Here is a 25472-nt window from a genome sequence, read left to right on the forward strand (position 1 = left end):
TGCCCCAATTTTTTTGTCAGGGATCACGGATAGTAGAAACTTGTTCAATAATTTCCCGCAAGTAGCCTATGGCTGCTTGCTTCCGCGAAGAGCCCCCCCCTATAATTTGCCTTGTGAGACCATATTTACTGAATTCTAATGCTCTACTGAACGCATTCAGATAAAATTACAAAGATAATTTTTTACTTTTTTATTTCTCGCATCACAAATTGCAGTTATCAATGGAAGTGTCATAGTGACAGATACACATACAAAAGCCGTCCCGTCAGGCCCTCAACTTGTCCATCAATCGAATCAAACTATGCCAGCACCAGACAACACTGATGAAATTGATCTCGTCCAACTGGTCAGAACCCTGTGGCAAGAAAAGCTGCTCATCGCACTGATTACTATTGTTTTCGCCATCGCAGGTGTTGCCTACGCCCTTACTGCGCAAGAATGGTGGACGGCCAAAGCCAAAGTGATTCAGCCTCAGATCACCGACTTTGCCCAGCTGCAACGTGAAATCAGTGCTTTCCAGCCAGCGTTTGACGTTTATCAGGCCGACGGAACCGTGCTGGTCAGCACTCAGCTTCAGGATGTGGCTGATGCCGAAGTGCTGTTTAAGCATTTCATCAATGGCTTTAATTCGCTGGAAAACAAAAAAGCTTTCCTGACGGACAATAGTGATTTTCAGCAGTTTCTGACTGACAATAATGCTGTCTCTGAAGAAGCTACCGACAGAGCCCTGGAAAACTGGTTCGATAAAATCACGGCTCAACAAGCCAGCAAGCAGGAAGCTGATACCTTTGTAATCAACCTGCAGGCGACTACCAGTAATAGCAGCTTTGATATGCTGAAACAGTACATCGATTTCGTTTCAGCCAAAGTGTATAACGATACATTAGCGAACGTGCAGGCGCTGGTCTCCGCCAAAGAATATGAGCTGAAACAACAGCTCAAGGTGTTGCGCAGTCAGGCCAGCAGTTATCTGCAGGTAGAAAAAGAGCGTACTCAGTACGCCCTGAATATTGCCAGCGCTGCAGATGTCAACCAGCCGGTTCAGAACCTGGGTGATAACGAGATTTTTGCGATTAACTTAGGCGCCAAAGCGCTGGCGGCCAAGGTAAATGCCCTGGAATCGGTGAAGAACCTGAGCGTGGTTGAACCCCGCATTCAGCAGGTTGAAGCGCGTCTGTCCCTGCTGCAGGGCACTGAACTGGATAAAAATATCAAATTCAAAACCTACCGTTTTCTTGAAAACGTAGAAAAGCCGGTGACCAAAGACAAGCCGAAGCGCTCTCTGATTGTGGTGATTGCCACACTGCTGGGCGGTATGCTGGGTGTTGCGTTTGTTCTGATTCGTTCAGCATTCAGAAATCACGACTGATTGCCAAAATACGCAATCGAGATGGGATACACAAAAAGGCCAGTCCGTTACCCGGACTGGCCTTTCTATTTCTTTTGAGCTTCTGTTTCAGTGACGGGCAATGTCGCTGGATAACAGCAATATTCCCTGAGCTGTTATTCTACCGCCGATTGTTGCAGTTGGAGCCACAAGGATTTCACCAGCTGCTGATCGGCTGGGTTCAGCTCAGACTGCGCATGCTTCAGACTGTCATTGACCGCCTGGTTCATCGCTTCCAATGACACAATGCCGTCACGCTCACACTCCGCAGCCGACAACGAAATGTGGCCACGCAGGTAACCACCTGCAAATAATTCATCATCTGATGCGGTTTCCACCATCAGGTCAATCAGGGTGAGCAGCTTTTCTTCGTATTGCTGGATCATCTCGTCACTCTTTCGTTTTATCTGAATCTGGCCTGCGGCTCAGAATAGGTTGACTTACGCCACGCTGACACTGACGTGGTGTGTGTCCGTATCATCAAAGCGGCTCAGGAAAATCGTCTACGCTGAGCGGTTGTACACCATAATGCTGACGCAACACTTCTGACAGTATGCCCGCTCGTTCCGGTGTATGGCCATCCAGGTAATGCAGTACCTGCTGGCGAACTTTGCGGGTAAATGCTACCCGATCCGGCTCATGATCACCACTCAGGTTGTCGCAGCTGACCTGAAAACGAAAGCCGCAACTGGCCGACAGCAGCCACTCGACCGCCTGAGGCTTCACTTCAACCTGCTCAAACACCGCCTGCTGATCAGCGTCCCGCCCGTCTGGCAAATACCAGTAGCCATAATCTTCCAGCAAACGCCGCTCAGGGCCGGCAATACACCAGTGCGCGATCTCGTGCAGTGCAGAGGCAAAATAACCCCGGGCAAACACAATTCTGTGATGCGGGTGCTCAGTATCGGCAGGCAGATAAACCGGCTCGTCGCCGCCCAACACCAATTCGGTGTTGAGGCCGGTTAAGAAAGTGCGGTTAAAGAGTGTGATCAGGTCGTTGTAATCGTGAGGCATGGACTGTGTGTGGCTTCATTGAACATCTGAGAGGTCACGCTTATACGTTCAGACCCTCCCGCAAGAATGGCGCCGATTATAGCGGGTTTGTCACTGCGATGCGACAGAGTGTGCAACAACAAAAAGAGGACGCCCCAACGTCCTCTTTTTGTTTATCCTGCCGCTCTGAATCAGGTCTAGCGGTTTTGCGCTTGAGTCGATTTCTTTCAGTCAATTTCTTTCAGTTTAGGCGTCGAAGTCACCACATCGGCGTTTTGCGCGCGGTGGCGCAGCAGGTGATCCATCAGCACAATCGCCACCATGGCTTCGGCAATCGGTACGGCGCGGATGCCGACACACGGATCATGGCGACCACGGGTCACGACCTCAGCACTTTCGCCCTGCTTGTTGATTGTCTCACCCGGTACGGTAATGCTGGATGTGGGCTTGAGCGCCAGATGGGCGACAATATCCTGTCCGGATGAAATGCCGCCTAAAATGCCGCCAGCATGGTTGGATTTAAACCCTTGCGGAGACATGGCATCGCGGTGTTCGCTGCCACGTTGTGTCACGACATCAAAACCATCGCCAATCTCGACGCCTTTCACTGCGTTGATGCCCATCAGTGCATGAGCAATGTCCGCATCCAGGCGATCAAATACCGGCTCACCCAGTCCAACCGGGACATTCTCAGCCACCACGGTCAGTTTGGCACCGATAGAATCACCTTCTTTCTTGAGCTTGCGGATCAGCTCATCCAGCGCGTCAACTTTTGAGGCATCCGGACAGAAAAAGGCATTCTGCTCGACCTGATCCCAATCGACCGTATCAATACTGACGTCGCCCATTTGCGATAAGTAAGCGCGCACTTCGATGCCATGCATCTGTTTGAGGTATTTTTTGGCAATTGCGCCAGCTGCTACCCGCATCGCGGTTTCACGAGCCGACGAACGGCCGCCACCGCGGTAATCGCGGACACCGTATTTTTGCTCGTAAGTGTAATCAGCATGGCCGGGACGGAACAGATCTTTGATCTGGGAGTAGTCTTTTGAGCGTTGATCGGTATTTTCGATCATCAGACCGATAGAAGTACCGGTTGTCTGGCCTTCAAACACACCGGCGAGGATTTTCACTTCGTCCGGCTCGCGGCGCTGTGTGGTGTACTTGGAGGTTCCCGGACGACGACGGTCGAGATCGTACTGCATGTCGGCTTCTGTCAGCGCCAATCCGGGTGGGCAACCATCAACGATGCAGCCCAGCGCCAGACCATGGCTTTCGCCGAAGGTGGTGACGCGAAAAACTTGTCCAATTGTGTTGCCTGCCATGACTTCCCCTGTAACTTTGCTTCTGGCTTTTTGTAATCATTGAATAGTGCAAAGTTGCGCAGGGGAATGCAAGCAGAATCGGCGTTGAGCCGTTACTGGTCTTTCTTAGACTTCCATTTTTTGATGCCGGGTGATGTCGACTCATGACCTGAACGGTCCGGACGGCTGCCTTTTGGCCCTTTACTCTGTCCACCGGATTTCTTATCGTGCGGTCGCTGCGTTGATTTGCCAGGCTTGCCACCCGGACGACGACGCTCGACCTCGCCTTTCCCTTTGTAGGTTTTATATCTGACCGGTGCTTCTTTCTCACTCTGCTGGCGGGCATCGTACAGTTTCGCGTCTGTGGCTTTGCTGATGGCCTGCCCCTGACTGTCGACCCGCGACGCTTCTTCTGTCTTGCTCGATAGCGCCAGTAAGCGGTGGATCTCTGCCATTTCATCCTCGGTCAGATAGCGCCATTTACCGTTTGGCAGCCCGTCGATGGTGATATTCATGATACGGACGCGGCGAAGTTTATAGACTTCAAAGCCCAGCGCTTCGCACATCCGGCGGATCTGGCGGTTCAGACCCTGGGTCAGCACAATACGAAAAGAATAAGTGGTTTCTTTGGTGACTTTACAAGGCAGCGTCACTGTATCCAGAATCTCAACACCCGATGCCATTTTGGCCAGAAAGGCTTCGGTCACCGGTTTATCCACCCGCACGACGTATTCTTTCTCGTGTGAGTTGCCGGCGCGGAGGATCTTGTTGACGATATCACCGTCATTGGTCATGAAGATCAGACCATCAGATGCCTTGTCCAGCCGGCCGATCGGGAAAATCCGTTTGCGGTGGCCAATGAAGTCAACAATATTGCCTTCGACATGCCTTTCTGTGGTGCAGGTGATCCCGGCAGGTTTGTTGAGCGCAATATAGACAGGCGGCTCTTTGCGGCGCAGCGGTTTGTCATCCACCAGCACTTCATCATCCGGGCCAACTTTCACGCCCATTTCTGGCTGCTGGCCGTTAATCAGCACCCGGCCCTGCTCAATCAGTTTGTCGGCTTCCCGGCGGGAACAGTAACCTGTATCACTGATAAATTTATTCAGGCGAACCAGACTGGTGTCTGAGGATGGTGCTTCATTATGAGACTGAGGTTTATTTTCTGGCATGATGGTCTTCTTCATTGTGCGTTTCACAACGCGTTCGGAAGCAGGGATTTTACTGAAAAATAGTCGAATTTCCATGCTTTCACATCGAATGAACTACGAAACAGACTGACTCTTCAATCCTTTACACAGTATCAGATTGATTTCACTCAACCTTTGAGATTCCAATGCGTCATTTTAGGCTCAAAAACTGCGCATCCATGATATTTACTACCTCACAATACGCACTTGATATCAATTCACTTGATTTCATTTAATGGGTTTGCTATTAAGCTTCTCGCTTTTTTAGATTAAACATTATTAATACAAAGTTGGTTATATCAATGAAATCAATCGCTATTCTTTCTGCTGTATGCTTCATGTCCTCCGCCTCTGCTTTTGCAGAGACATCATCTCCCGCCGAGACAACCTCATCCAATAAAACGTATTTTTATGGTGGTATTGGCACAATCGGCCTTGAAATAAAAGACAAGCCCGATGCCATTACTGAAGATGTGACACCAAACCTTTCTCTGGGCTTAGGTCATGAGTTCAGTGAATATCTTGCGCTTGAAACCTTCATCAGTTTCAGCTCGACAGAATATTCCAATGAATGGAATCCTTATGATAATACTAAAATTGAGCTGTCCCTCAGCCAGATTGGCGTCAGTGTTGTGCCGTCAACCGGTGAACTGGGTAATTCGGGTATCAAACTATACGCACGCCTGAACGCGTCTATGGTCAGTGCCGATGCAGAAGTTTCCGGATCCAGCCTGAATGGCTACACATTAAACAGCAGCGATACGGGTGCTATGCTGGATGGTGGTGTGGGTATTCAATGGAATATCAATGATAACTTCATGATTCGCGGTGAATACCTGAAAAATATAGCAGACAGTTCACTGGATGATTTCAGTGATTACTTTGATTATCAAGGCGCCCAAATCGCGCTGGGATATCGCTTCTGATTCTCTCTGAACGACGTGACAACATTCAGTAAGACAAAGGGGCTTGACGCCCCTTTGGTTGATTTACCTGTTCTCATCCAGTGGCAGTTCGCCGTGAGACCGACGCCCGACATAATCATGTTCCAGCGCTTTTTGCAGTTGTGCCGCGACATGGCCCGGCGACTGGGTTTTCGCGCACACCAGACGATACATAGCCGGGATCACGAACAAAGTCACCAGCGTCGCAAACGCCATGCCAAAGAACACCACAGTCCCGACCGAAATGCGGCTTTCATAACCGGCACCGGTTGACAGCAACAGCGGCAAGGCACCAAACAAGGTGGTGAATGCCGTCATCAGGATCGGGCGCAGACGCCGTGCTGAAGCATCGACAATCGCCTGCTCAAAGGCGATGCCTTTATCCCTGAGCTGGTTGGCAAATTCGACAATCAGAATGCCGTTTTTGGTCACCATACCGATCAGCATGATCATGCCAATCTGACTATAGATGTTCAGGCTCTGCTCCATCAGGATCAGCCCCAGCAAACCACCAAAGATCCCCAGCGGTACGGTCAGCATCACCACCATCGGGTTAATGAAGCTTTCGAACTGCGCGGCAAGCACCAGATAAGCGACCAGCAACGCCAGACCGAAGATCAGCGCCATACTACTCTGATTCTCGCGGAAATCTTTCGATTCACCGCCATAGTCGATCACAATATCACTCGGCAACATAGACAAGGCCTGCTCATCCATAAAGTCCAGCGCTTCGCCCAGGGTATGACCGGGCAGCAGGTTGGCGGTAATAGTGATCGACTTCTGCTTCTCGTTATGGCTCAGCTTACGGGCAGCCGCCACTTCTTCAACTTTCGCCACACTGTTGAGCGACACCAGCTCACCGTTCTTGGCGCGGACGTAAATCCGGCTCAGATCCATCGCATTGTTAAAACTGTTTTCATCACCGCGCAGGTACACATCATATTCCTCGCCGCGCTCGACAAAGGTGGTTTCACTGCGCCCGCCCAGCATGACTTCCAGCGTTTCAGCAATATCCGATTGCGGAATGCCCAGCTCGGCCGCACGGGGACGATCAACCGTCACCACCAGTTCAGGGGTGGTTTCGGCGTAATCGATGTCCACACCGTCCATCATGCCGCTGCCCTGCGCGACATCTTTGAGTTTGGTGGCCCAGGCAAACAGCTCGTCGTAATCGGCACCGTTAAGGATAAACTGCATCGGCTCAGACGAGCCGCCCCGGAAGCCCGGCATGAAGGGCCAGACACGGATATCCGGAATGCCCTGCAGGGCTTTGCGGATCACCCCGAGCGCTTGCGTGGCACTGACATCACGATCTTCCCAGTCTTCCAGCTGCATGATGACAAAACCGGTCTGATCCCCGGCACGGCCGCCAAAAGCCGGTGTCTGGATGCTGACAGAGCGGATCAGCCCTTGGCCAACCATGGGCAATAAGCGCTGCTCAACCTGTTCGATATTGCCGACCATACGGTTATAACTGGTCGCTTCCGCGCCGCGGACAAAGGCAAAGATCACTCCTCTGTCTTCAGACGGCGCCAACTGGCTCGGCACCAGTTTAAACAGCCAGGCACTGGCGCCGACCACGGCAACAATCAGCAAAGGGGCAGCCCAGCGCCAGCGCACGGCCTGAGTGACGGCTTTACGGTACACCGCTTCCAGCGCAGCAAACTGCCGATCGACAAAGCGGTTAAACGGTCCCGGTTTAACATTGGCTTTGAGCAGCTTACTGCCCAGCACTGGGCTTAAGGTCAGCGCTATCAGAGAGGAGAACAGCACAGACATCGCCAGCAGCACGGAAAACTCGGTGAACAGCGGGCCCACCATGCCATCCATAAAACCGATTGGCAGGAATACCATCACCAGCACCAGTGTGGTGGCGATCACCGCAAAACCGACCTCTCGGGTGCCTTTAAATGCCGCCAGCAAAGGCGGCTCACCCCTTTCGATATGGTGATAAATATTCTCGACCACGACAATGGCATCATCCACCACCAGGCCGATAGCCAGAATCAGGGCCATCAGGGTCAGCAGGTTGATGGAAAAACCGAGATAGTAAGCCGCCATGAAAGCGGAAATCAGTGACACCGGCACTGTAACCGCCGGGATCAGGGTCGCCCTTGCCTGACCGATAAAAACATACAACACCAGCACCACCAGCGCGCCCGTGATTAATAAGGTGTTGTAGACCTCGTTGATCGAACGTTCAATAAAGATGGTCGAGTCATAATCCACCGCCAGTTGGGTGCCGTCCGGCAGAAAACGCTGCAGTCTGTCCACTTCTTGTTGTACTGCAGCGGCAGCTTGCAGCGGATTGGCGTCTGACATTGGTACGATGCCTAAGCTCAGGCTCGATACCCCATTGCTCTTAAAGGTGGCATCTTCGTTTTGCGCGCCAATCGCCACATCAGCGACATCTTTGAGGTAAATCGGCGTGCCGTCTTCGGTCTGTCGCACCATCAGATAGGAAAAATCTTCTGCGGTACGGTACAAACGTGCGGTGCGCACCGACATGGTGGTCGCATCGTTACGTACTTCGCCGCCCGGCAGTTCGACATTTTCATCCCGCAGCGCATCGATAATATCCGTGGTGGTCACGCCGCGCCCGGCCATCTGTTCCGGCAACAAGCGGACATACATGACTTTATACAGCGCGCCGGTCAATTGCACCGAGCTGACGCCATTGATCAGGCTGAACCGGTCGGTTAACACCCGTTCGGCGTAGTCAGTAAGCTGTGAGCGATCCATTTCGCTTGAGTTCAGATTGATATAAATCGCCGCTTCACCCGAGCCGTCATCTTTAGAGACAATCGGTTCATCTGCACCATCCGGCAGGTTGCGCCGGGCCCGGGAAACGGCGTCCCGAACATCGCTGACCCCTTCGGTCAGGTTCCAGCCCATCTCAAACTCAACGCTGATCCGCGAGCTGCCGTTACGGGTAGTCGAGGTAATGCTTTCAATGCCGCTGATGCCCGACAGTTCATCTTCCAGCACAGTGGTGACACGGCTTTCCATGATGGTTGCCGATGCCCCTTCGTACGAAGTGCCGATGCTGATCACCGGATTTTCAACATCAGGCATTTCCCGGACCGGCAGTTTGCTGAATGACACCAGACCGAACACCACCAGCAGCACGCTCAGTACAATCGCGACTACCGGGCGTTTTACTGCAACGTCAGATAACCACATCAGGCATTATCTCCCGCTTGAGCCACGCTGGCGGCCTGAGTCTCTGACGGGCTGACATCCTGTACGGCCAGGCCATCACGCATATTGACCAGTCCCTGAACCACAATGCGATCACCAATCTGAATACCCGATTCGATCACCACTTCGTTTTTCACTCTGGCGCCCAGGGTCACTTCGGTTCGGTGCGCTATGCCTTGGGCATCAACCCGGTACACGAAGCGCTTGGTGCCGGAATACTCCAGCGCCTGAACCGGAATAATCGCAGCCTGTTGTGGCGTAAAATCCAGTGCCGCCGCCATCAGCATGCCGGGCTTGAGTTTACCACTGGTATTATCAAACGAGACGCGCACCCGGATATTGAGTGATTCTGCCTGAACCCGTGAGTCAATCGCCTGAATCGTGCCCTGAAATGTATCATCCGGCCATGCCTGACTTTTGGCCTGCACCGCCATGCCAGGCGCCAGTTTCGACAGGTATTGCTCCGGCACCTGAACGTCGAGACGCATGGTTGACAGATCATCGAGCGTAAACAGCTCACTGCCGACCGTCACGGTATGACCTGCACTGAAATCAATCAGACCCACAGTCCCGGCAAACGGTGCCCGGATCTGGTGATCATCCAGCTCCGCTTTGGCCGCATCCAGACGGGCTTTGGCGATGCTCACGCTCGCCTGCTGCGCAATGAGTTCGGTCTGGGTCAGCGCACCGCGCTTCACCAGCCGCTGATATTCGGTGTATTTCCGCTTTTCGTCGTCGTAATAAGCTTTCGCTTCATCGTAAGCGGCCTTGGGCTTGGCGTTATCGAGCTGAACCAGCAACTGTCCCTGGGTCACTTTCCGCTCGGTGTCCACCACGATGCGATCCACCTTGGCCGCCACTTCAGTGGCAATAGTCACTGAACGCTGAGCGGCCAGTTTACCCACCAGAGAAACCGAACTGACCACTTGGTGTGATGTCACTTCGCCTGTCGCAACCGGGACGCTGCGCCCAGGTTTGGGCTGGCTGGCGGCTTGGGCAGCATGAGACTGCTGCTGAAAATAAAAATAGCCCCCGCCGGCCAGGGATGCCGCTACCACAACGGCCAAAACAACTTTCTTCATGCTTACGCATCCTGTTCTTTGTTATGGGCTAATCATATCTGACCCACAGATTAATCGGGGTAAAGAAATGTAAAGCTAAGCAAGTTTTCCTCACAAAAAAGCACAAACCGTAGACGTAACTTGCAAAACGACGAAAAATCCAGCAAGCAACGATGAATATTCAGAAAAAGGGTTTACAGTCTTCACCTGTTTGCTATTATCCGCACCGCACTTGTGGAGGGGTTCCCGAGTGGCCAAAGGGATCAGACTGTAAATCTGACGGCTCCGCCTTCGAAGGTTCGAATCCTTCCCCCTCCACCATTTTTAATGAAAGTGGTACGCTGTACGGCTTTCACGGCTGATAAAGCCAGACAATACGTAAAAATCCCGTGGAGGGATTCCCGAGTGGCCAAAGGGATCAGACTGTAAATCTGACGGCTCCGCCTTCGAAGGTTCGAATCCTTCTCCCTCCACCATCTTTTCTGAGAGTGGCGCTGTGCTGCTTTCGCGGCTGATAAAGCCAGACAATATGCAAAAATCCCGTGGAGGGATTCCCGAGTGGCCAAAGGGATCAGACTGTAAATCTGACGGCTCCGCCTTCGAAGGTTCGAATCCTTCTCCCTCCACCATCTTTTCTGGAAGTGACACTTTGTTACTTTCACGGCTGATATAGCCAGACAATACGCAAAAATCCCGTGGAGGGATTCCCGAGTGGCCAAAGGGATCAGACTGTAAATCTGACGGCTCCGCCTTCGAAGGTTCGAATCCTTCTCCCTCCACCATCTTTCAAGCCAGTGCATTGCGCTGGCTTTTTTTATTGCTCTCTTTGATTAACCTCTTTTCTCTCTCTCCGTTGCGCGCCCCGCGCCATTCTCACTTTTGCGACTTTATGATTTCTTGCCCTCTGATCGCCACATTGCACAATTTTTCACCACAAAAACCGACTACACTCAGTCTATCTCAAGTGTGACTGCGACCACTTTTGCATGCAGTTGCATCCCGGTTGTTCTGAGGACGTAGGATGACTACCCGATTGCACACCCTGAGCCTTGCTCCCCCGCCCTGGCATAAGCTGAAAGTCTTGCTGGTCGATGACCAGCCCAGCGCCCAAAGTCTGATGAAAGGGGTACTCGTGCAGATTGGCCTGCGTCATATAGACACCGCCGCCAACTACCGCGACGCCATCCGCCATGGTCAGCGCTCGGCCTATGATCTGCTGCTGGTCGATTATCATTTGGACAACACCCTGACTGGCAGTGAATTAGTGACCCTGCTGCGCAAAAAACAGCTGCTCAGTGCCAATTGCGGGATCGTGATTTTTTCGGCAGATACCAGCGCCCGGGTGGTGCTCAATGCGCTGGCGGTTGAACCGGACGCCTTTGTCACCCTACCGCTGCCGCTCAATACTCTGCAGCAAAAGCTGAGCCATGCCTGGCGGAACAGCCAGACCCGATTGCCTGTCTATAAGAAACTGAGTGAACACGGCCTGGATCAGGGGATCCGTCACTGTAAACAGCAACTGCTGCAGCATGGTCCGGATCACCAGCTGGAAAGCTTGCTGCTCGATATGCTGATGGAGAAAAAAGACTGGGCACAGGCCCGGCGGTATATCGCATTATTTCAGAGCTATCATCCGTCAGTGAAAGTCACACTGGCAGAAGCCAGAATCGAGCACCAGTGTGGTCATTCAGCCAGAGCACGACAATTGCTCATCGATCTGATCGGGAAGCAGCCTCTGTGTCTTGAGGCGATGGACCTGCTGGCAAACTATCAGGCAGCGCAGGGTCACCCACTGCAAGCACTGGCCACAGCCCAGCGGGCATTGAAGCTTTCACCGTCAGCCAGCCACCGGGCGCTGAAGGTTGCCCAGCTGGCAGCCGAATGCCAGCAGCCGGATGCATTCGCACAGGCTGGCCTCTCGCTGGCGACACATCTGCCGATTATTGATGTCGGCTGGATTATCTGTCTGGCCGAATTCAGTGCCAGCTTCGAGCAATTGTATTTCAGTCTGGACGACCCGCGTACCCGCCGTCAGCTCCGCCAGACCTTAGCTCAGATAGCCCAGCGCGCCCATCACAGGCTACTGCCCGCCCAGCGCCCTTTTCTGTATTGCTTCAAGCAATTGCTGAGTGCCCGCCTGCTGCTGGCACAAGGCAAACCGCTGAAAGCCAAGCGCCGCCTGTTACTGGGCTTATCCGGCTATTTTGACCGCCTCAATAAACTGCCTTCTGTGATTCTGGCCGATGCGCTGCCGCTGTTGCTGCAACTGGGTGAAACCCGCCTGATTGCGGATATCTGTCAGGTACTGAAACACAGAGACAGCTTCGACGGCCACAGCCAGTTCAGGTTGCAGGCGCTACGGGAAAATACCCATGCTTTTGACGCATTGCGCTGGCTGGAGTCCACCTTCAAACGCGCTCAGGCCATTCGCCACACGCAGCCGTCCCAGGCACTGTTTCATTTTGATGCCATCATTCACGACTATCCGCTTTGCAGCGAAGCCCATCTGGGGCGCCTGGATTGTCTGCTCAGGCTGCAGTCACCGGGGCTGGCCGGTCAGGTCCGTCCCAGTCTGCTGGCCGTCACTATGATGCCTTTGCCTGATACGCTCGCTCAGTGGCGCAGCGAGATCCTGAACCAAATGCGCGCCGGCAAACTATCCGATCCTGCGGCAGGGAGTTTGTCTGTGCCGCTGCCTTACTCGGTGAATCGCGACTTACCGCCGGTCCGCATTGAGATCTGGGCGCCATTGCTGCATTAAGGCGATATCAGGCGTTCAGGCTCAGTCTGTCCCTGCCGTGCGGCGAATCCAGATCCAGCTCAGGCCCCTGAGGCACGACGCCGGTTGGGTTGATCATCTGATGACTGAAATAGTAATGACGTTTGATGTGATAAAAGTTGACTGTCTCTGCCACGCCCGGCACCTGATACAGCTCCTTGAGGTATCCCTGTAAATTCGGGTAATCGGCAATGCGCTGCTGATTACATTTAAAATGACCCACGTACACCGCATCAAAGCGGATCAGGGTGGTAAACAGTCGCCAGTCAGCCTCAGTCAGTGTCTCACCGGCTAAATATCTGTGATTGGCAAGATGGGCATCGACTTTATCCAAAGCCGCAAATAACTCAGAAAACGCCGTGTTGTAAGCATCCTGAGTGGTGGCGAAACCGCACCGGTACACGCCGTTATTGATCGACGGATAAACAAACGCATTCCACAAATCAATTTCTGCCTGAAGCGACTGAGGATAATAATCCTCCGGGTTGCCGGTGATTTCGTTAAAAGCGCTGTTCAGCATACGAATGATTTCTGAGGATTCGTTGCTGACGATGGTTTGGGTTTCTTTGTCCCACAACACAGGGACGGTGACCCTGCCGGTATAATCCGGTTTGGCCTTGGCATAGAGCTGATGCATAAACTCAAAGCCGTACAAAGGCTCCGGCTGTTCAAACTCCCAGCCATGCTCCAGCATGTCCGGGCTGACCACAGTGACCCCGATATGCGGCTCCAATCCTTTCAGGCTACGGAATATCAAGGTCCGGTGCGCCCAGGGGCAGGCCAGTGAGACATAAAGGTGATAACGGCCAGATTCCGCCTGAAAACCTTGCTGACCCTGAGGCCCGGGTCGGCCGTCTGCCGTTAACCAGTGGCGAAAGCCGGCATCCTCACGCACAAACTCGCCGTCGCTTTTCTCTGTGTCGTACCACACATCGTGCCACACACCCTTGATCAGTTTGCCCATATTCGCCTCACCGTTGATGTTCACTTGCCTTCATTATAGGAAAGGCCATGCCATCAGTCGGCGCAGAAAATCCGGTAAAGATCATCAAGATATTCGAACAGCTCAGCGCTGACCTTACACGATGACAAGCAACTGTGCTAGGATGGCTGCATTCTAAACCCGAATAATACAGAATCATCAAATGAAAGTTATTTCTTTTAATATCAACGGATTAAGAGCAAGACTCCATCAACTGCAAGCCGTCATCGATAAACACCAGCCAGATGTGATCGGTCTGCAGGAAATCAAAGTCCATGACGAAGCCTTTCCCTTGGCGGACGTCGAAGCCATGGGTTACAAAGTCTATCACCACGGTCAGAAAGCCCATTACGGTGTAGCGCTCTTGTGCAAGCAAGAGCCAGTTCATGTCCGCAAAGGGTTTCCGACCGATGATGATGAAGCCCAGCGCCGGATGATCATGGCCACCTTTGAGCAGGAAGACGGTAAAACCGTGACTGTGCTGAACGGCTACTTCCCTCAGGGTGAAAACATTCATCACGAAACCAAGTTTCCGGCCAAAGAAAAGTTTTATGCTGATCTGATGACCTACCTCAATACCCATCACAGCAATGATGAAGAACTGGTGGTCATGGGCGATATCAATATCAGCCCGATTGATCTGGATATCGGCATCGGCCCTCAAAATGCCAAGCGCTGGCTGCAAACCGGCAAATGCTCCTTCCAGCCGATTGAGCGCGAATGGCTGAAAACCCTGATGGACTGGGGATTTGTTGATACCTTCCGTCAGCTTCATCCGACTGCGGATGACAAGTTCTCGTGGTTTGACTACCGCTCTAAAGGCTTTGATGACAACCGCGGCCTGCGCATTGATGTGGTTCTGGCAACCCCGCCGCTGGCGGCCCGCTGCCAGGAAGCCGGGATTGATTACGAACTGCGCGGCATCGAAAAACCGTCTGATCACGCCCCTATCTGGTCTGTTTTCAAATAATCACTGCCCTACATCCACCGCCAGCCCCGCTGAGCAGGGGCTGGGTTTGACGAGGTTTATCTCAATGAAACTCTTTGTTTTCGATCACTGCCCGTATTGCATTAAAGCCATGATGGTCGCCGGGCTGAACAAGGCCGATGTTGAGCTGGTTTACTTACAAAATCATGATGTGCAGGCGCGGATTGATAAAGTGGGTGCCAACATGGTGCCGATTCTGCAAAAGCCTGACGGCAGTTATATGGCAGAAAGTCTGGATATCGCCCGCTACCTTGATGAGCAGGATAGTCAACCGTTGCTGGCTGAATCCCGGTACGAGGCGCGTATTGCCGAGTGGTATGACGCGGCCCGGCCTTTCAGCAGCCGTTTGGTCTATCCGCGCTGGCTGATGATTGATCTGCCCGAATTTCAGTGTCAGGAAGCCAAAGACTGGTTTGAGGGCAATAAATCGGCCATGCTCGGACATAGCTTTGATGAAGCATTTGCCCAAACAACTCAGTCTCTGCGTGGCATGGAAGCAGTGCTGGACCAGCTCGACTGGCTGACGCTGCCTTCCGAGCGCGACAATGTGCTCAGCTATGACGATGTCAATCTGTTCCCGACCTTAAGAAACCTCACGGTTGTCAAAGGACTGACTTTCCCTGCCCGCGTGCGACAGTACCTTGATGAAGTTGCAGCCCTGACCGGCATCAGCCTGTACGATGCGGTCGCTGTGTAAGCGCTGAACTTCCCTGTATGTGCACCATGGAAAAAATAAGCCAGGGCTGATGCCCTGGCTTTCTTATGGTCTGAAACAAGTACCGGCTATCAGCTCAGCGCTTTCATGTGGCGCAGGTATCGCCCTTCAAGCTTACGGAACGCCCAGATGACCGTGAACGTCAGCACCATGTAACACAATCCGGCAAACAGGTAGGATTCAAATGGCGCGTAATAACGGGAGTTCACGATCCGTGCCGCACCGGTTAAATCCACGATGGTGACAATACCAGCAACCGCCGAGCCGTGAATCATGAAGATCACTTCATTACTGTAGGCAGGTAAGGCACGGCGCAGCGAACTTGGCAGAATAATCCGGCTGAAGGCCTGCCAGTGGCTCATGCCATAGGCTTTCGCGGCTTCCACTTCCCCTTTCGGCATACTGTTAATCGAACCCCGCACGATTTCTGCCGTATAAGCCGCAGTATTGAGCACAAAGGACACCAGCGCACAAAACCAGGCTTCTTCCCAGAGCGTACCCTGCACATTGAGCAGTTGGCTCATGCCGTAATAAATCAGATACAGCTGCACCAGCAGGGGCGTGCCGCGGAAGAAGTAGATATAAGCCCAGGCCGGGCCTGAAATCATCGGATTCTTGCTGTTTCGCGCCACACCGATAGGAATGGCAATCACCAGACCAATGGCCAGTGCCAGCGCCACCATCCACAGTGTGGTGTAAAACCCTTGCAGATACAGCGGCCAGCTATCAGTCAGAATACTAAAGTCCATCTCTTACCTCGTATGGATACTGAACCGACGCTCTGCCCACTTCAGTACGGAAGTGGAAAGCGAGGTAAACACAAGGAACAACACGGCAATCGCCATGTAGAAGGTAAATGGCATCTGAGTCGTACCGGCGGCCAACGCCCCTTTACGTACCATGTCATCCAGGCCAATGATTGAGACCAGTGCTGTGGTTTTCAGCAATACCAGCCAGTTATTGCCAAACCCCGGTAAGGCATGGCGGATCATTTGTGGTAACAGGACACGGCGGAACGACATCGCACTGCTCATGCCATAGGCTTTCGCGGCTTCCAGTTCCCCTTTGTCCACCGCCATAATGGCACCGCGGAAAGTTTCGGCCATATAAGCGCCGAAGATAAAGCCAATGGTCAGTATACCGGCCACGAACGGGCTGACTTCAATATAGTCAGGCAGATAGGCCGTCCATTCATGGTTAGGATCTGACGACGAAAAATAATTGTTCAGCCACTCATTGACGCCATACAAACTGTTGTTCAGCAGTACCTGACCGCCAAAGAAGATCAGCATCATGAGCACCAGATCAGGAATACCGCGGATGACAGTGGTGTAAGTGGTCGCCGTCAACCGGGCCAGTCGATAACGCGACAATTTTGCCAGCGCACCCATCATGCCCAAGACCATCGCCAGCACCAAAGACAGCAAAGCAACCTGCAGGGTTACCCATGCGCCTTCGATCAGCGACCATTCATATCCTTTTAAATCTAACAAGGGGTCACTCCTTTAAACTGCAAAGGGTCAGCGACAGATAGTAAAAGTGCCGAGCCACCTTCGACCCGGCACTCATTCGTCTCATCACATCGCTCGTACACCGGGAAACACCAGAGTGTCTCTCAATCCATTGTCAGCGATTACTCACCGTAAACGTCATAAGAGAAGTACTTAGACGCCAGTTGCTGATAAACGCCTTTTTCACGCAGCGACAGAATGGCTTTGTCCAGCTGTTCAGTCAGATCTTTATCCTGCTTACGAGTTGCAATCCCGAAGCCTTCACCGAACCACTTAGGATCCGTCAGAGAAGGACCGATGAATTCATAGCCTTCACCGCCCTCTTTATTGAGCAGACCTTCTTCCAGCGCAGATGCGTCACCCAGTACGGTAGCGATACGGCCCGCTTTCAGATCCAGGTAAGCGTCATCAAAAGAGCCATAGCGGACGATCTCAACCGAGTCACCATAGTTGTCGGTCAGGTATTTATCATGCGTCGTTGCACGCTGAACACCAATTTTCACGTCCTTCAGACCTTCTTTGCTGAAGTCAATCTGCGTGCCTTTCTTCGCCACAAACTTGTTCGGGATTAGTGCGTATTTACCCGTGAAATCTACTTTCTTTTTACGCTCTTCAGTAATGGACATCGCAGCAATGATGGCATCGTATTTACGTGCCAGCAGAGACGGGATAATACCGTCCCAATCCTGGGCAACGATCTTACATTTTGCTTGCAGCTCTTCACACAGCGCATTCGCCATGTCGACGTCAAAGCCTTTCAGTTCACCGCTTGGCTCGGTCCAGCTGAATGGAGGATAGGCGCCTTCAATACCGAAGCGAATTTCTTTCCACTCTTTCGCTTGAACTGAGGTGGCCCCCAGAGCAGAAACGACGGCAGCAGCCAAAATCCATTTTTTCATTGTCTTACTCCTGTTGTATTTGCATCTATCCCGTTTGTGAATGAGGGATAGTTGTAAACCGCTGAAACAGCGAAGTTGTTAATTATCGGGCTTGAGTAAAACTCACATCCCTATTTTAGTAAATGGAGGAAATAAATTGTTTTAATCTTTCTGAATCCGGGTTCTGGAACAGCTTGTCGGGATGTCCCTGCTCTTCAACCAGTCCCTGATGTAAAAACATCACCTGATTTGACACATCGCGGGCAAACGCCATTTCGTGTGTCACCACCAGCATGGTGCGTCCTTCCTGAGCCAGATCCTGCATGACGCCCAGCACCTCACCAACCAGTTCAGGGTCAAGGGCGGAGGTCGGTTCGTCAAACAGCATCACTTCTGGGTCGACCGCCAGTGCGCGTGCAATGGCAGCCCGCTGCTGCTGACCACCCGAGAGATGACCCGGGTAATAATGACGTCTTTCGTACAGCCCTACTTTCTTCAGCAAGGCTTCGGCTTTTTCGATGGCTTCCGCTTTCGGCACGCCGAGGACATGAACGGGGGCTTCAATCACATTGCCCAGCACAGTCATGTGCGACCAGAGATTAAAGCCCTGAAAAACCATGGCCAGACGGGAGCGAATGCGCTGCACCTGGCGGTCATCGACAGGCAGGAATTCCCCCCGGCGGTTGTTCTTCATTTTGATTAATTCGCCATTGACCCAAATTTCACCCTGAGTTGGCGTTTCCAACAGGTTAATACAGCGAAGAAATGTACTTTTTCCTGAACCAGAAGAGCCAATGATAGAGATGACATCCCCACAATGCGCGGTGAGGGAAATCCCTTTCAAGACTTCATTCTGGCCAAACGATTTATGTAAATCCTTTACTTCAAGCGCTACTGCTTCTGTCATGCGCTTTGTCTCCTGTTGCTTGTCAAACCCAAATACTGCACCTGAAACGAATCATGCAAATGTGGCTGAATGTGCTGAATACTGCCGGCCAAAGTCTTTATGCATGAGAGTGAACGTTCTGAGAACATCACAATTAACACGACACCAACATAAGCAGAACGATATAAGTTTCCCATTGTCATTGCGGGTCACTCTTCACGAATACACACCACGGATAACTTTATCTTTTTATCAAACCAGTTAGCGACGCGGCCATTCATCCTGCTTCTCCCGGTAATCCGACAGTGAGATAGTCTGTTTTCGCAGCCCTTTGACGAAGGTATCACCACGAACTTTGCTTGACAACATTTTGTTAACTTTCGGATTTTAGCATTATAAGATGGAAAAATCGCATATTTAATCAATAAAACAGGACAAACGATTATTTAATAAGCGCAATAGTTTCTCACTATTTTAGTATAAAAAATCAGTTTCATACATCCGGCCAAATTATCCGTTGCGAGCGATAAAAAGAATAAACATCAGTCGCCGCTAAATAAAAGCACAGCCGGGAGTCTTCTGAATTTGCATGTCAAAAAGGCAGCGGGTTAGATTGCACCCGGATGTAATCGATATCTCGCCCGAAAGAGAATAAGAATCCTCTCGTTCCAAATCATTCCGCCGCTTGGCTTCAGCGAAATGAAAGTGGGAAAACATGCACAATGAGTAACTGATCATGTGCTTCATGCTAAATATAAAATTCGTCATAACATGACGAGGTTTGCAGAAATTGAATTTGTTCATCGCGCTGAAATGACCCTCGCGGGTATCGATCGGCTGATTTTCTGTGCCCTGTCCAGACGGCTCCCTTATCCTCTGGCCGTTCCAGACTTAAATTTACGTAATAAAATTACACGAAGTTCAAAAAAGCCCCCAGAAACTCCATTGATACTGGTTTTTACGTAGTTTTTTTCCATACAAGAGACTTGAATGATCAGGATCAACTTTCCACAGAATCCCCGGGCGTACACTGTCCTCATTATCAGTAATTGATACCAGAACATAAATCCGCACTGGATTGAGGCCACACCTCCGGTGCAGAGCACAAGAATTATAGACTTGTAGAACGAGGCCCTTATGTCATCAAACCTTCAATTCGGTGACGTCCAGACCGATGTGGACTCCGAGCGTTATTCGGCCCATCACAAACCGGCCAGCAGCTTTGCCAGCCGCTCCCGGTATCTTGATCATGAACTGCAGATCATAAACCCGCGTCGGTGGGCACTGAACCTCCCCGGCCGCGATTTCCGTTTCGAATGGGAAGATTTGGTCCCTGCGATCGCCGGCACGATCGGCATTATTGCGATGTATTCAGCGGTGATGTCTTCGTATGCGGCCGCTTACGGCCTTGGCCCGGAATTCGTGGTTGAGAACGTCAGGGTTGAGATGCTGGTTTCGGCATCGCTGTTTTGTATTCTGGTCTCCGGGTTTCTGAACCCGCGCGCCAATCTGGCGGGCAATCATGGCCCGATGATCCCCATGATCGGCATGATTGCAGCCGCCGGCGGTCACCCGTTAGCACTGGCTATTTTACTGGGCGGTTTCGGCCTGGCGCTCAGCCTGTGTAAAGGCGGCTCCCGACTGGTCAAGCTCACCAGTGACGGTGTGGCTGGCGGGTTATTGATCTTCCTGGGGTTTGTCGGCTCCAGCGGCCAAATCAAAAGCCTGCTGAGCTGGGGCAGCGACATCAATATGGGTTATGTCGCCACTTTCATCCTTTTTATCTCGATTGTGCTGTATGCCTTTTTAGCCCGCATCGGCAAGCGCTGGCTGGCAATTCCTGTCTGCGCAGTGACAGGCGGTATCATTGCTGCCCTCATGGGCGCGCCCTTCGAGTTCCATACCACCCCTGGCCTGCCCAATCTGAACCCGGCCTATTGGTGGGGATCAACAGAAACCGGCTGGAAACTGGGCATGCCGACTGTGGAGCACTTCATTGCGTCGCTGCCGTTTGCTCTGCTGGCCGTGGCCATGTGGTCACCCGACTTTCTTGGTCACCGCATTTTTCAGGAAATGAACTACCCTGAAAAAGCCGAGAGAGCCCTGATGGATGTCGATGACACCATGACCGGCTGCTCGGTTCGCCAGATCGTCGGCGCGGCATTTGGCGGCGGTAATGTCACTTCATCCTGGGGGACCTACATGATCCCGGCCGCCATCGCCAAACGTCCGATTCCGGGTGGCGCCATTTTACTGGGCAGTATATGCATCATTGTGGCTATTCTCGGCTACCCTATGGATATTGCGATCTGGCCGCCGGTGATGACGATTGCCCTGCTGGCCGGAGTGTTCCTGCCGCTGCTGGAAGCCGGGATGCAGATGGTCAAAGATGCCAAGTCCAGCCAGTCGGCGGGGATCTGTATCTTCGCGTCCATGGCGGTAAACCCTGTCTTCGGCTGGGCTGTCACTATGCTGCTGGATAACAACGGCCTGATTGGTGACAAAGACAGACCGAACCACCTGACACTGGCCGATCGCATCATCATTCCGGGCCTGACACTGCTGGTGTGCCTGGGCGCCATGCTGGCGGTCGGCATGATTCCGGGAATCCCTGCACTGCTGGGATAAACCGGAAAAGAAAAATTTCCAACCTGTCAGTGCGGTAAATCAAAAAGCCGCCCTGACAGAGATGATACAAATTGCACAGGTTGCAGACGCTGCAGCATTTGCAGACATTTTCTACTGACGATAACAGGTAGGTATACTATGACAGATCAATTTGCGACGGCTTGGCAAGGTTTCAAGGCCGGTGAATGGCAAAGCGAAGTCAATGTCCGTGATTTCATCCAGAAAAACTACACCCCTTACGAGGGCAATGAAGATTTTCTGGCCAGTGAGGGCACAGCGGCAACCCAGCAGCTCTGGGCAAAAGTGATGGAAGGTATCAAACAGGAAAACGCCACACACGCCCCTGTTGATTTTGATACCTCAATCATTTCTACCATCACGGCTCACGATGCGGGCTATATCGACAAATCACTGGAAACCATCGTCGGTCTGCAAACGGATGCCCCGCTGAAACGGGCGATAATTCCGAATGGCGGTATCCGTATGGTCGAGAGTTCCTGTAAAGCATACGACCGTGAACTCGATCCTCAGGTCAAGAAAATCTTCACTGAATACCGCAAAACCCACAACCAGGGTGTGTTCGATATTTATACCCCGGATATCATGAAATGCCGTAAGTCCGGCGTGCTGACCGGGCTGCCCGATGCCTACGGCCGTGGCCGCATCATCGGTGACTATCGCCGTGTGGCGCTGTACGGGATTGACTATCTGATGCAGGACAAGCTGGCTCAGTTTACCTCGCTGCAAGCGCGTTTCGAGCAAGGCGAAGATCTGCAGATGACCATGCAGCTACGCGAGGAAATCGCCGATCAGCACCATGCACTGGCACAGATGAAAGAAATGGCCGCCAAATACGGTTACGACATTTCGCGTCCTGCCGAAACCGCGCAGGAAGCCATTCAGTGGACGTACTTTGGCTATCTTGCAGCGGTGAAATCACAAAACGGCGCGGCAATGTCATTGGGGCGTACCTCAACCTTCCTTGACATCTACATCGAGCGGGATCTGGCCGCCGGTAAGATCAGCGAAGAACAAGCCCAGGAAATGATTGATCATTTCGTGATGAAACTGCGTATGGTGCGCTTCCTGCGGACGCCTGAATACGATGAATTGTTCTCCGGCGATCCTATCTGGGCAACCGAATCCATTGGCGGCATGGGCGTTGATGGTCGGACATTGGTGTCAAAAACCAGCTTCCGCTTCCTCAATACCCTGTACACCATGGGGCCAAGCCCCGAGCCGAACATCACTGTACTCTGGTCTGATCGCCTGCCGGCAGGCTTTAAGAAATTCTGCGCCAAAGTGTCGATTGATACTTCATCAATTCAGTATGAAAACGATGATCTGATGCGCCCGGATTTCAATTCAGACGATTACGCCATTGCCTGCTGTGTCTCCCCCATGGTGGTCGGGAAGCATATGCAGTTTTTCGGCGCCCGGGCCAACCTGGCCAAAACCCTGTTGTACTCCATCAACGGCGGTGTGGATGAAAAACTGAAACTGCAGGTCGGCCCGAAAGCCGCCCCGATGACAGATGAAGTGCTGGATTACGACAAAGTGATGGCCAGCCTGGATTCTCTGATGGACTGGCTGGCGACACAGTATGTCACCGCGCTGAACGCCATTCATTTCATGCATGACAAGTACAGCTACGAAGCCGCTCTGATGGCCCTGCACGACAGAGACGTGCGTCGCACCATGGCCTGTGGGATCGCCGGCCTGTCGGTGGCGGCGGATTCCCTGTCGGCCATTAAGTATGCCAAAGTGAAGCCGGTACGTGACGAAGACGGCATTGCCATTGATTTTGATATCGAAGGCGACTATCCGAAATTCGGAAATAACGATGCCCGTGTCGATGACATCGCCTGTGATCTGGTCGAACGGTTTATGAATAAGATCCGTCAGCTGAAAACCTACCGCGATGCCATTCCGACTCAGTCGATTCTGACCATCACCTCCAACGTGGTGTACGGAAAGAAAACCGGGAACACCCCGGACGGACGCCGTGCCGGTCAGCCCTTCGCACCAGGTGCCAACCCGATGCATGGTCGCGATGAGAAAGGCGCGGTAGCCTCGCTGACCTCAGTGGGTAAATTGCCGTTCGCACACGCCAAAGACGGTATTTCTTATACCTTCTCTATCGTGCCGAATGCTCTGGGGAAATCGGACGATACCCGCCGTGCAAATCTGGCCGGTCTGATGGATGGTTATTTCCACCACGATGCCGGTATTGAAGGCGGCCAGCACCTGAACGTCAATGTGCTGAACCGTGAAACACTGGAAGATGCGGTGAAGCATCCGGAGAAATACCCGCAACTCACCATCCGGGTATCCGGGTATGCGGTACGCTTCAACTCACTGACGACAGAGCAGCAACAGGACGTGATTGCGCGGACCTTTACTGACTCGCTGTAACCCTTACCGGGCATTCACTGCCCGGTACGCCAGATTCCCCGCGGCTTGCACAAGTCGCGGGGATTATACTGAAAACAGTCATACAATTTTTATCTGGGAGCGCCACCTCATGACAGTCAAAGGCCGTATTCACTCCTTTGAATCCTGCGGCACTGTGGATGGCCCGGGCATCCGCTTCATCGTGTTTATGCAAGGTTGCCTGCTGCGATGCCAGTACTGCCACAACCGGGACACCTGGGATCTGGAAGGCGGACGTGAAATCACAGTAGATGAGCTGATGAAAGAAGCCCTCTCTTATCGCCATTTCATGACAGCCTCAGGTGGCGGGGTCACCGCATCCGGCGGTGAGGCGATCTTACAGCCAGAATTCATCCGCGACTTTTTCCGGGCAGCCAAAGCCGAGAACATCCATACCTGTCTGGATACCAACGGTTATGTCCGTAAACATACCCCTGTGATTGATGAGCTGCTGGCGGTGACGGATCTGGTGATGCTGGATCTCAAGCAAATCGACGATGCGATTCACCACGATTTGGTGGGCGTGCCCAACAAACGTATTCTCGACTTCGCCCGTTATCTGCACAAAATCGGCCAGAAAACCTGGATTCGTCATGTCGTGGTCCCCGGTTTTACCGACAACGAGACCTCTGCCCGCCAACTGGGCGAATTCATTCAGGGAATGGACAATATCGAGAAAGTCGAACTGCTCCCCTACCACCAGCTAGGCGCACACAAATGGGAAGCCATGGGGTATGACTATCCGCTGGAAGGGGTCAAACCGCCGTCAAAAGCTGTGATGGACAAGGTAAAAGCCATCCTGTCGCAGTATCATCCCAATGTGATGTATTGATTGCTCAGAAAGATGTTGTCCCGTGCAGATTTACTTATCCCGCTGGTAAATATAATCCCGTTCATAAAAGGTTCTCACCCACTCAGGTTTGTACACCACCAGCAAAGTCGTCGCCATGCCGTTGAGCAAGGCTTCAGGGAACAACAGCAAAGGAATGAGCAATAAATAGTTATCGACGATGTATTGCCAGCTGTATTGCCCTTCAAGCCAGATCCAGCTGCCTGTCAGCAGCATATGGACCACCTGCGACAGGGCGCCGTTAAAAAATGCCGCAACAAAAATATACACAAAGAGATGCCGGGTCAGATACCGGTAACTCAGTAAGAAAACCCAATAACTGAGCAATACAGGCGCCACCACACTGGTCAGATTGACCAGTCCCAGATCCTGCCAGTCCTGAATACCGAATGCTGCGAGCAGAAAACCCGGAACCGCCGCGATCCATATCGCGATTCGCCAGCCATGGGTCAGGGTCAGCACGGTCAGAGCCAGAAAATGGACTTTCAGCCCATCAACCAGTCCGGCCCGCAGGCTCCACAATAAAAAGAGTATCACCACAGTGCCGGAGACCAGGTGCTGGTAGTCTTTCTGGTGTTTGAACTTCGGATAGAATTCGCGCGGATAAGCGAAGAAGAGCACGGCCAGCCATATGGCCCAGCCTGCCCAGGGAAGCATTGTCATTGCCGGCATCCTTGCATTGTTTTTGACCCATTGAATCACACTTGATGCCGGTCAGTGTAACGCAAATGCAGTCGTTTTT

General features: G+C 52.4%; 20 protein-coding genes and 4 tRNA genes. 12 read left to right on the forward strand and 12 right to left on the reverse strand.

Translation table 11 applies throughout. The features are described from left to right. The first annotated feature begins 301 nt into the window (after positions 1 to 301). Positions 302 to 1369: an LPS O-antigen chain length determinant protein WzzB gene (locus tag LN341_RS11410; protein ID WP_234203353.1), complete on the forward strand. Its 1068-nt coding sequence runs from the start codon at positions 302 to 304 to the stop codon at positions 1367 to 1369. A gap of 134 nt (positions 1370 to 1503) precedes the next feature. Here the strand turns inward: LN341_RS11410 and LN341_RS11415 are convergent, their stop codons facing one another. From LN341_RS11415 to rluF, 4 genes are all read right to left on the reverse strand, one after another. Beyond that, on the reverse strand, positions 1504 to 1773 hold the full coding sequence (locus LN341_RS11415) for a YfcL family protein (RefSeq protein ID WP_046218808.1): 270 nt from the start codon (positions 1771 to 1773) through the stop codon (positions 1504 to 1506). A 94-nt stretch (positions 1774 to 1867) separates the two neighbouring features. Further along, positions 1868 to 2401, reverse strand: coding sequence for an elongation factor P hydroxylase (locus tag LN341_RS11420; RefSeq protein ID WP_234203354.1), 534 nt, complete (start codon positions 2399 to 2401; stop codon positions 1868 to 1870). Between the two features lie 206 nt (positions 2402 to 2607). Next, on the reverse strand, positions 2608 to 3705 hold the full coding sequence (aroC, locus tag LN341_RS11425; RefSeq protein WP_234203355.1) for a chorismate synthase: 1098 nt from the start codon (positions 3703 to 3705) through the stop codon (positions 2608 to 2610). Positions 3706 to 3797: 92 nt separating this feature from the next. Further along, the gene (gene rluF / locus LN341_RS11430; protein ID WP_234205021.1) at positions 3798 to 4856 is read right to left on the reverse strand and encodes a 23S rRNA pseudouridine(2604) synthase RluF; all 1059 of its coding nucleotides are present in this window, start codon (positions 4854 to 4856) and stop codon (positions 3798 to 3800) included. A gap of 320 nt (positions 4857 to 5176) precedes the next feature. Here rluF and LN341_RS11435 point away from each other — a divergent pair, with 320 nt between their 5' ends. Then, on the forward strand, positions 5177 to 5800 hold the full coding sequence (locus tag LN341_RS11435; protein WP_234203356.1) for a porin family protein: 624 nt from the start codon (positions 5177 to 5179) through the stop codon (positions 5798 to 5800). 63 nt (positions 5801 to 5863) lie between these two features. On the opposite strand, the gene LN341_RS11440 is transcribed toward LN341_RS11435, so the two are convergent. Next, the gene (locus tag LN341_RS11440) at positions 5864 to 9001 is read right to left on the reverse strand and encodes a multidrug efflux RND transporter permease subunit (protein WP_234203357.1); all 3138 of its coding nucleotides are present in this window, start codon (positions 8999 to 9001) and stop codon (positions 5864 to 5866) included. Continuing rightward, on the reverse strand, positions 9001 to 10101 hold the full coding sequence (locus LN341_RS11445; RefSeq protein WP_046218813.1) for an efflux RND transporter periplasmic adaptor subunit: 1101 nt from the start codon (positions 10099 to 10101) through the stop codon (positions 9001 to 9003). Before LN341_RS11445 ends, LN341_RS11440 begins: the two co-directional genes overlap by 1 nt. A 215-nt stretch (positions 10102 to 10316) precedes the next feature. Here LN341_RS11445 and LN341_RS11450 point away from each other — a divergent pair. The 5 genes from LN341_RS11450 to LN341_RS11470 all read left to right on the forward strand — a co-directional run bounded on the left by LN341_RS11450 (position 10317) and on the right by LN341_RS11470 (position 12841). Further along, positions 10317 to 10401: transfer RNA gene (locus LN341_RS11450), tRNA-Tyr, on the forward strand. A 70-nt stretch (positions 10402 to 10471) separates the two neighbouring features. After that, positions 10472 to 10556, forward strand: a tRNA-Tyr gene (locus tag LN341_RS11455). Between the two features lie 68 nt (positions 10557 to 10624). Continuing rightward, positions 10625 to 10709 (forward strand) — tRNA-Tyr (locus LN341_RS11460). 68 nt (positions 10710 to 10777) lie between these two features. Next, positions 10778 to 10862 (forward strand) — tRNA-Tyr (locus tag LN341_RS11465). 239 nt (positions 10863 to 11101) lie between these two features. Further along, positions 11102 to 12841: a response regulator gene (locus LN341_RS11470; protein ID WP_234203358.1), complete on the forward strand. Its 1740-nt coding sequence runs from the start codon at positions 11102 to 11104 to the stop codon at positions 12839 to 12841. A 7-nt stretch (positions 12842 to 12848) separates the two neighbouring features. Here the strand turns inward: LN341_RS11470 and LN341_RS11475 are convergent, their stop codons facing one another. Beyond that, entirely contained in the window at positions 12849 to 13823 is a 975-nt protein-coding gene (locus tag LN341_RS11475; RefSeq protein ID WP_234205023.1) for a glutathione S-transferase family protein, read from the reverse strand. 181 nt (positions 13824 to 14004) lie between these two features. On the opposite strand from LN341_RS11475, the gene xthA reads away from it, so the two are divergent. Both xthA and grxB read left to right on the forward strand, forming a co-directional pair. Next, complete coding sequence (gene xthA, locus LN341_RS11480; protein WP_234203359.1) at positions 14005 to 14811, forward strand: exodeoxyribonuclease III; 807 nt, start codon at positions 14005 to 14007, stop codon at positions 14809 to 14811. A gap of 64 nt (positions 14812 to 14875) precedes the next feature. Next, positions 14876 to 15526, forward strand: a complete 651-nt coding sequence (gene grxB / locus LN341_RS11485) for a glutaredoxin 2 (protein ID WP_234203360.1) — start codon at positions 14876 to 14878, stop codon at positions 15524 to 15526. A gap of 89 nt (positions 15527 to 15615) precedes the next feature. On the opposite strand, the gene LN341_RS11490 is transcribed toward grxB, so the two are convergent. From LN341_RS11490 to LN341_RS11505, 4 genes are all read right to left on the reverse strand, one after another. Then, the gene (locus tag LN341_RS11490) at positions 15616 to 16293 is read right to left on the reverse strand and encodes an ABC transporter permease (protein ID WP_046218816.1); all 678 of its coding nucleotides are present in this window, start codon (positions 16291 to 16293) and stop codon (positions 15616 to 15618) included. A 3-nt stretch (positions 16294 to 16296) separates the two neighbouring features. Continuing rightward, positions 16297 to 17037 (reverse strand): ABC transporter permease, encoded by a 741-nt coding sequence (locus tag LN341_RS11495; protein WP_046218817.1) that lies wholly within the window; start codon positions 17035 to 17037, stop codon positions 16297 to 16299. A 140-nt stretch (positions 17038 to 17177) separates the two neighbouring features. After that, a complete protein-coding gene (locus LN341_RS11500; protein WP_046218818.1) occupies positions 17178 to 17954 on the reverse strand; it encodes an ABC transporter substrate-binding protein in 777 nt (258 codons plus the stop codon). 115 nt (positions 17955 to 18069) lie between these two features. Continuing rightward, entirely contained in the window at positions 18070 to 18840 is a 771-nt protein-coding gene (locus LN341_RS11505; protein WP_046218819.1) for an ABC transporter ATP-binding protein, read from the reverse strand. 1116 nt (positions 18841 to 19956) lie between these two features. Here LN341_RS11505 and LN341_RS11510 point away from each other — a divergent pair. The 3 genes from LN341_RS11510 to pflA all read left to right on the forward strand — a co-directional run bounded on the left by LN341_RS11510 (position 19957) and on the right by pflA (position 24712). Continuing rightward, positions 19957 to 21447 carry a DUF3360 family protein gene (locus LN341_RS11510; RefSeq protein WP_046218820.1) on the forward strand — a complete coding sequence of 497 codons (1491 nt, stop codon included), beginning with the start codon at positions 19957 to 19959 and terminating at the stop codon, positions 21445 to 21447. Between the two features lie 138 nt (positions 21448 to 21585). Then, positions 21586 to 23862 carry a formate C-acetyltransferase gene (gene pflB, locus LN341_RS11515; RefSeq protein ID WP_046218821.1) on the forward strand — a complete coding sequence of 759 codons (2277 nt, stop codon included), beginning with the start codon at positions 21586 to 21588 and terminating at the stop codon, positions 23860 to 23862. Positions 23863 to 23971: 109 nt separating this feature from the next. Then, positions 23972 to 24712, forward strand: a complete 741-nt coding sequence (gene pflA / locus LN341_RS11520; RefSeq protein WP_234203361.1) for a pyruvate formate lyase 1-activating protein — start codon at positions 23972 to 23974, stop codon at positions 24710 to 24712. Between the two features lie 30 nt (positions 24713 to 24742). On the opposite strand, the gene LN341_RS11525 is transcribed toward pflA, so the two are convergent. Continuing rightward, a complete protein-coding gene (locus LN341_RS11525; RefSeq protein ID WP_234203362.1) occupies positions 24743 to 25393 on the reverse strand; it encodes an energy-coupling factor ABC transporter permease in 651 nt (216 codons plus the stop codon). Positions 25394 to 25472 lie beyond the last annotated feature (79 nt).

Source organism: Photobacterium sp. TLY01 (assembly GCF_021432065.1).
GTDB classification, from domain to species: Bacteria; Pseudomonadota; Gammaproteobacteria; order Enterobacterales; family Vibrionaceae; genus Photobacterium; species Photobacterium halotolerans_A.

Bases quoted from the DNA above. Each gene is read 5' to 3' on its own strand.
- pflA (WP_234203361.1), top strand. From the start codon at position 23,972: ATGACAGTCAAAGGCCGTATTCACTCCTTTGAATCCTGCGGCACTGTG.
- LN341_RS11475 (WP_234205023.1), bottom strand. From the start codon at position 13,823: ATGGGCAAACTGATCAAGGGTGTGTGGCACGATGTGTGGTACGACACA.
- LN341_RS11525 (WP_234203362.1), bottom strand. From the start codon at position 25,393: ATGACAATGCTTCCCTGGGCAGGCTGGGCCATATGGCTGGCCGTGCTC.
- LN341_RS11415 (WP_046218808.1), bottom strand. From the start codon at position 1,773: ATGATCCAGCAATACGAAGAAAAGCTGCTCACCCTGATTGACCTGATG.
- LN341_RS11410 (WP_234203353.1), top strand. From the start codon at position 302: ATGCCAGCACCAGACAACACTGATGAAATTGATCTCGTCCAACTGGTC.
- LN341_RS11505 (WP_046218819.1), bottom strand. From the start codon at position 18,840: ATGACAGAAGCAGTAGCGCTTGAAGTAAAGGATTTACATAAATCGTTT.
- LN341_RS11420 (WP_234203354.1), bottom strand. From the start codon at position 2,401: ATGCCTCACGATTACAACGACCTGATCACACTCTTTAACCGCACTTTC.
- LN341_RS11445 (WP_046218813.1), bottom strand. From the start codon at position 10,101: ATGAAGAAAGTTGTTTTGGCCGTTGTGGTAGCGGCATCCCTGGCCGGC.
- grxB (WP_234203360.1), top strand. From the start codon at position 14,876: ATGAAACTCTTTGTTTTCGATCACTGCCCGTATTGCATTAAAGCCATG.
- LN341_RS11470 (WP_234203358.1), top strand. From the start codon at position 11,102: ATGACTACCCGATTGCACACCCTGAGCCTTGCTCCCCCGCCCTGGCAT.
- LN341_RS11510 (WP_046218820.1), top strand. From the start codon at position 19,957: ATGTCATCAAACCTTCAATTCGGTGACGTCCAGACCGATGTGGACTCC.
- pflB (WP_046218821.1), top strand. From the start codon at position 21,586: ATGACAGATCAATTTGCGACGGCTTGGCAAGGTTTCAAGGCCGGTGAA.
- LN341_RS11435 (WP_234203356.1), top strand. From the start codon at position 5,177: ATGAAATCAATCGCTATTCTTTCTGCTGTATGCTTCATGTCCTCCGCC.
- LN341_RS11500 (WP_046218818.1), bottom strand. From the start codon at position 17,954: ATGAAAAAATGGATTTTGGCTGCTGCCGTCGTTTCTGCTCTGGGGGCC.
- LN341_RS11440 (WP_234203357.1), bottom strand. From the start codon at position 9,001: ATGTGGTTATCTGACGTTGCAGTAAAACGCCCGGTAGTCGCGATTGTA.
- aroC (WP_234203355.1), bottom strand. From the start codon at position 3,705: ATGGCAGGCAACACAATTGGACAAGTTTTTCGCGTCACCACCTTCGGC.
- rluF (WP_234205021.1), bottom strand. From the start codon at position 4,856: ATGCCAGAAAATAAACCTCAGTCTCATAATGAAGCACCATCCTCAGAC.
- xthA (WP_234203359.1), top strand. From the start codon at position 14,005: ATGAAAGTTATTTCTTTTAATATCAACGGATTAAGAGCAAGACTCCAT.
- LN341_RS11490 (WP_046218816.1), bottom strand. From the start codon at position 16,293: ATGGACTTTAGTATTCTGACTGATAGCTGGCCGCTGTATCTGCAAGGG.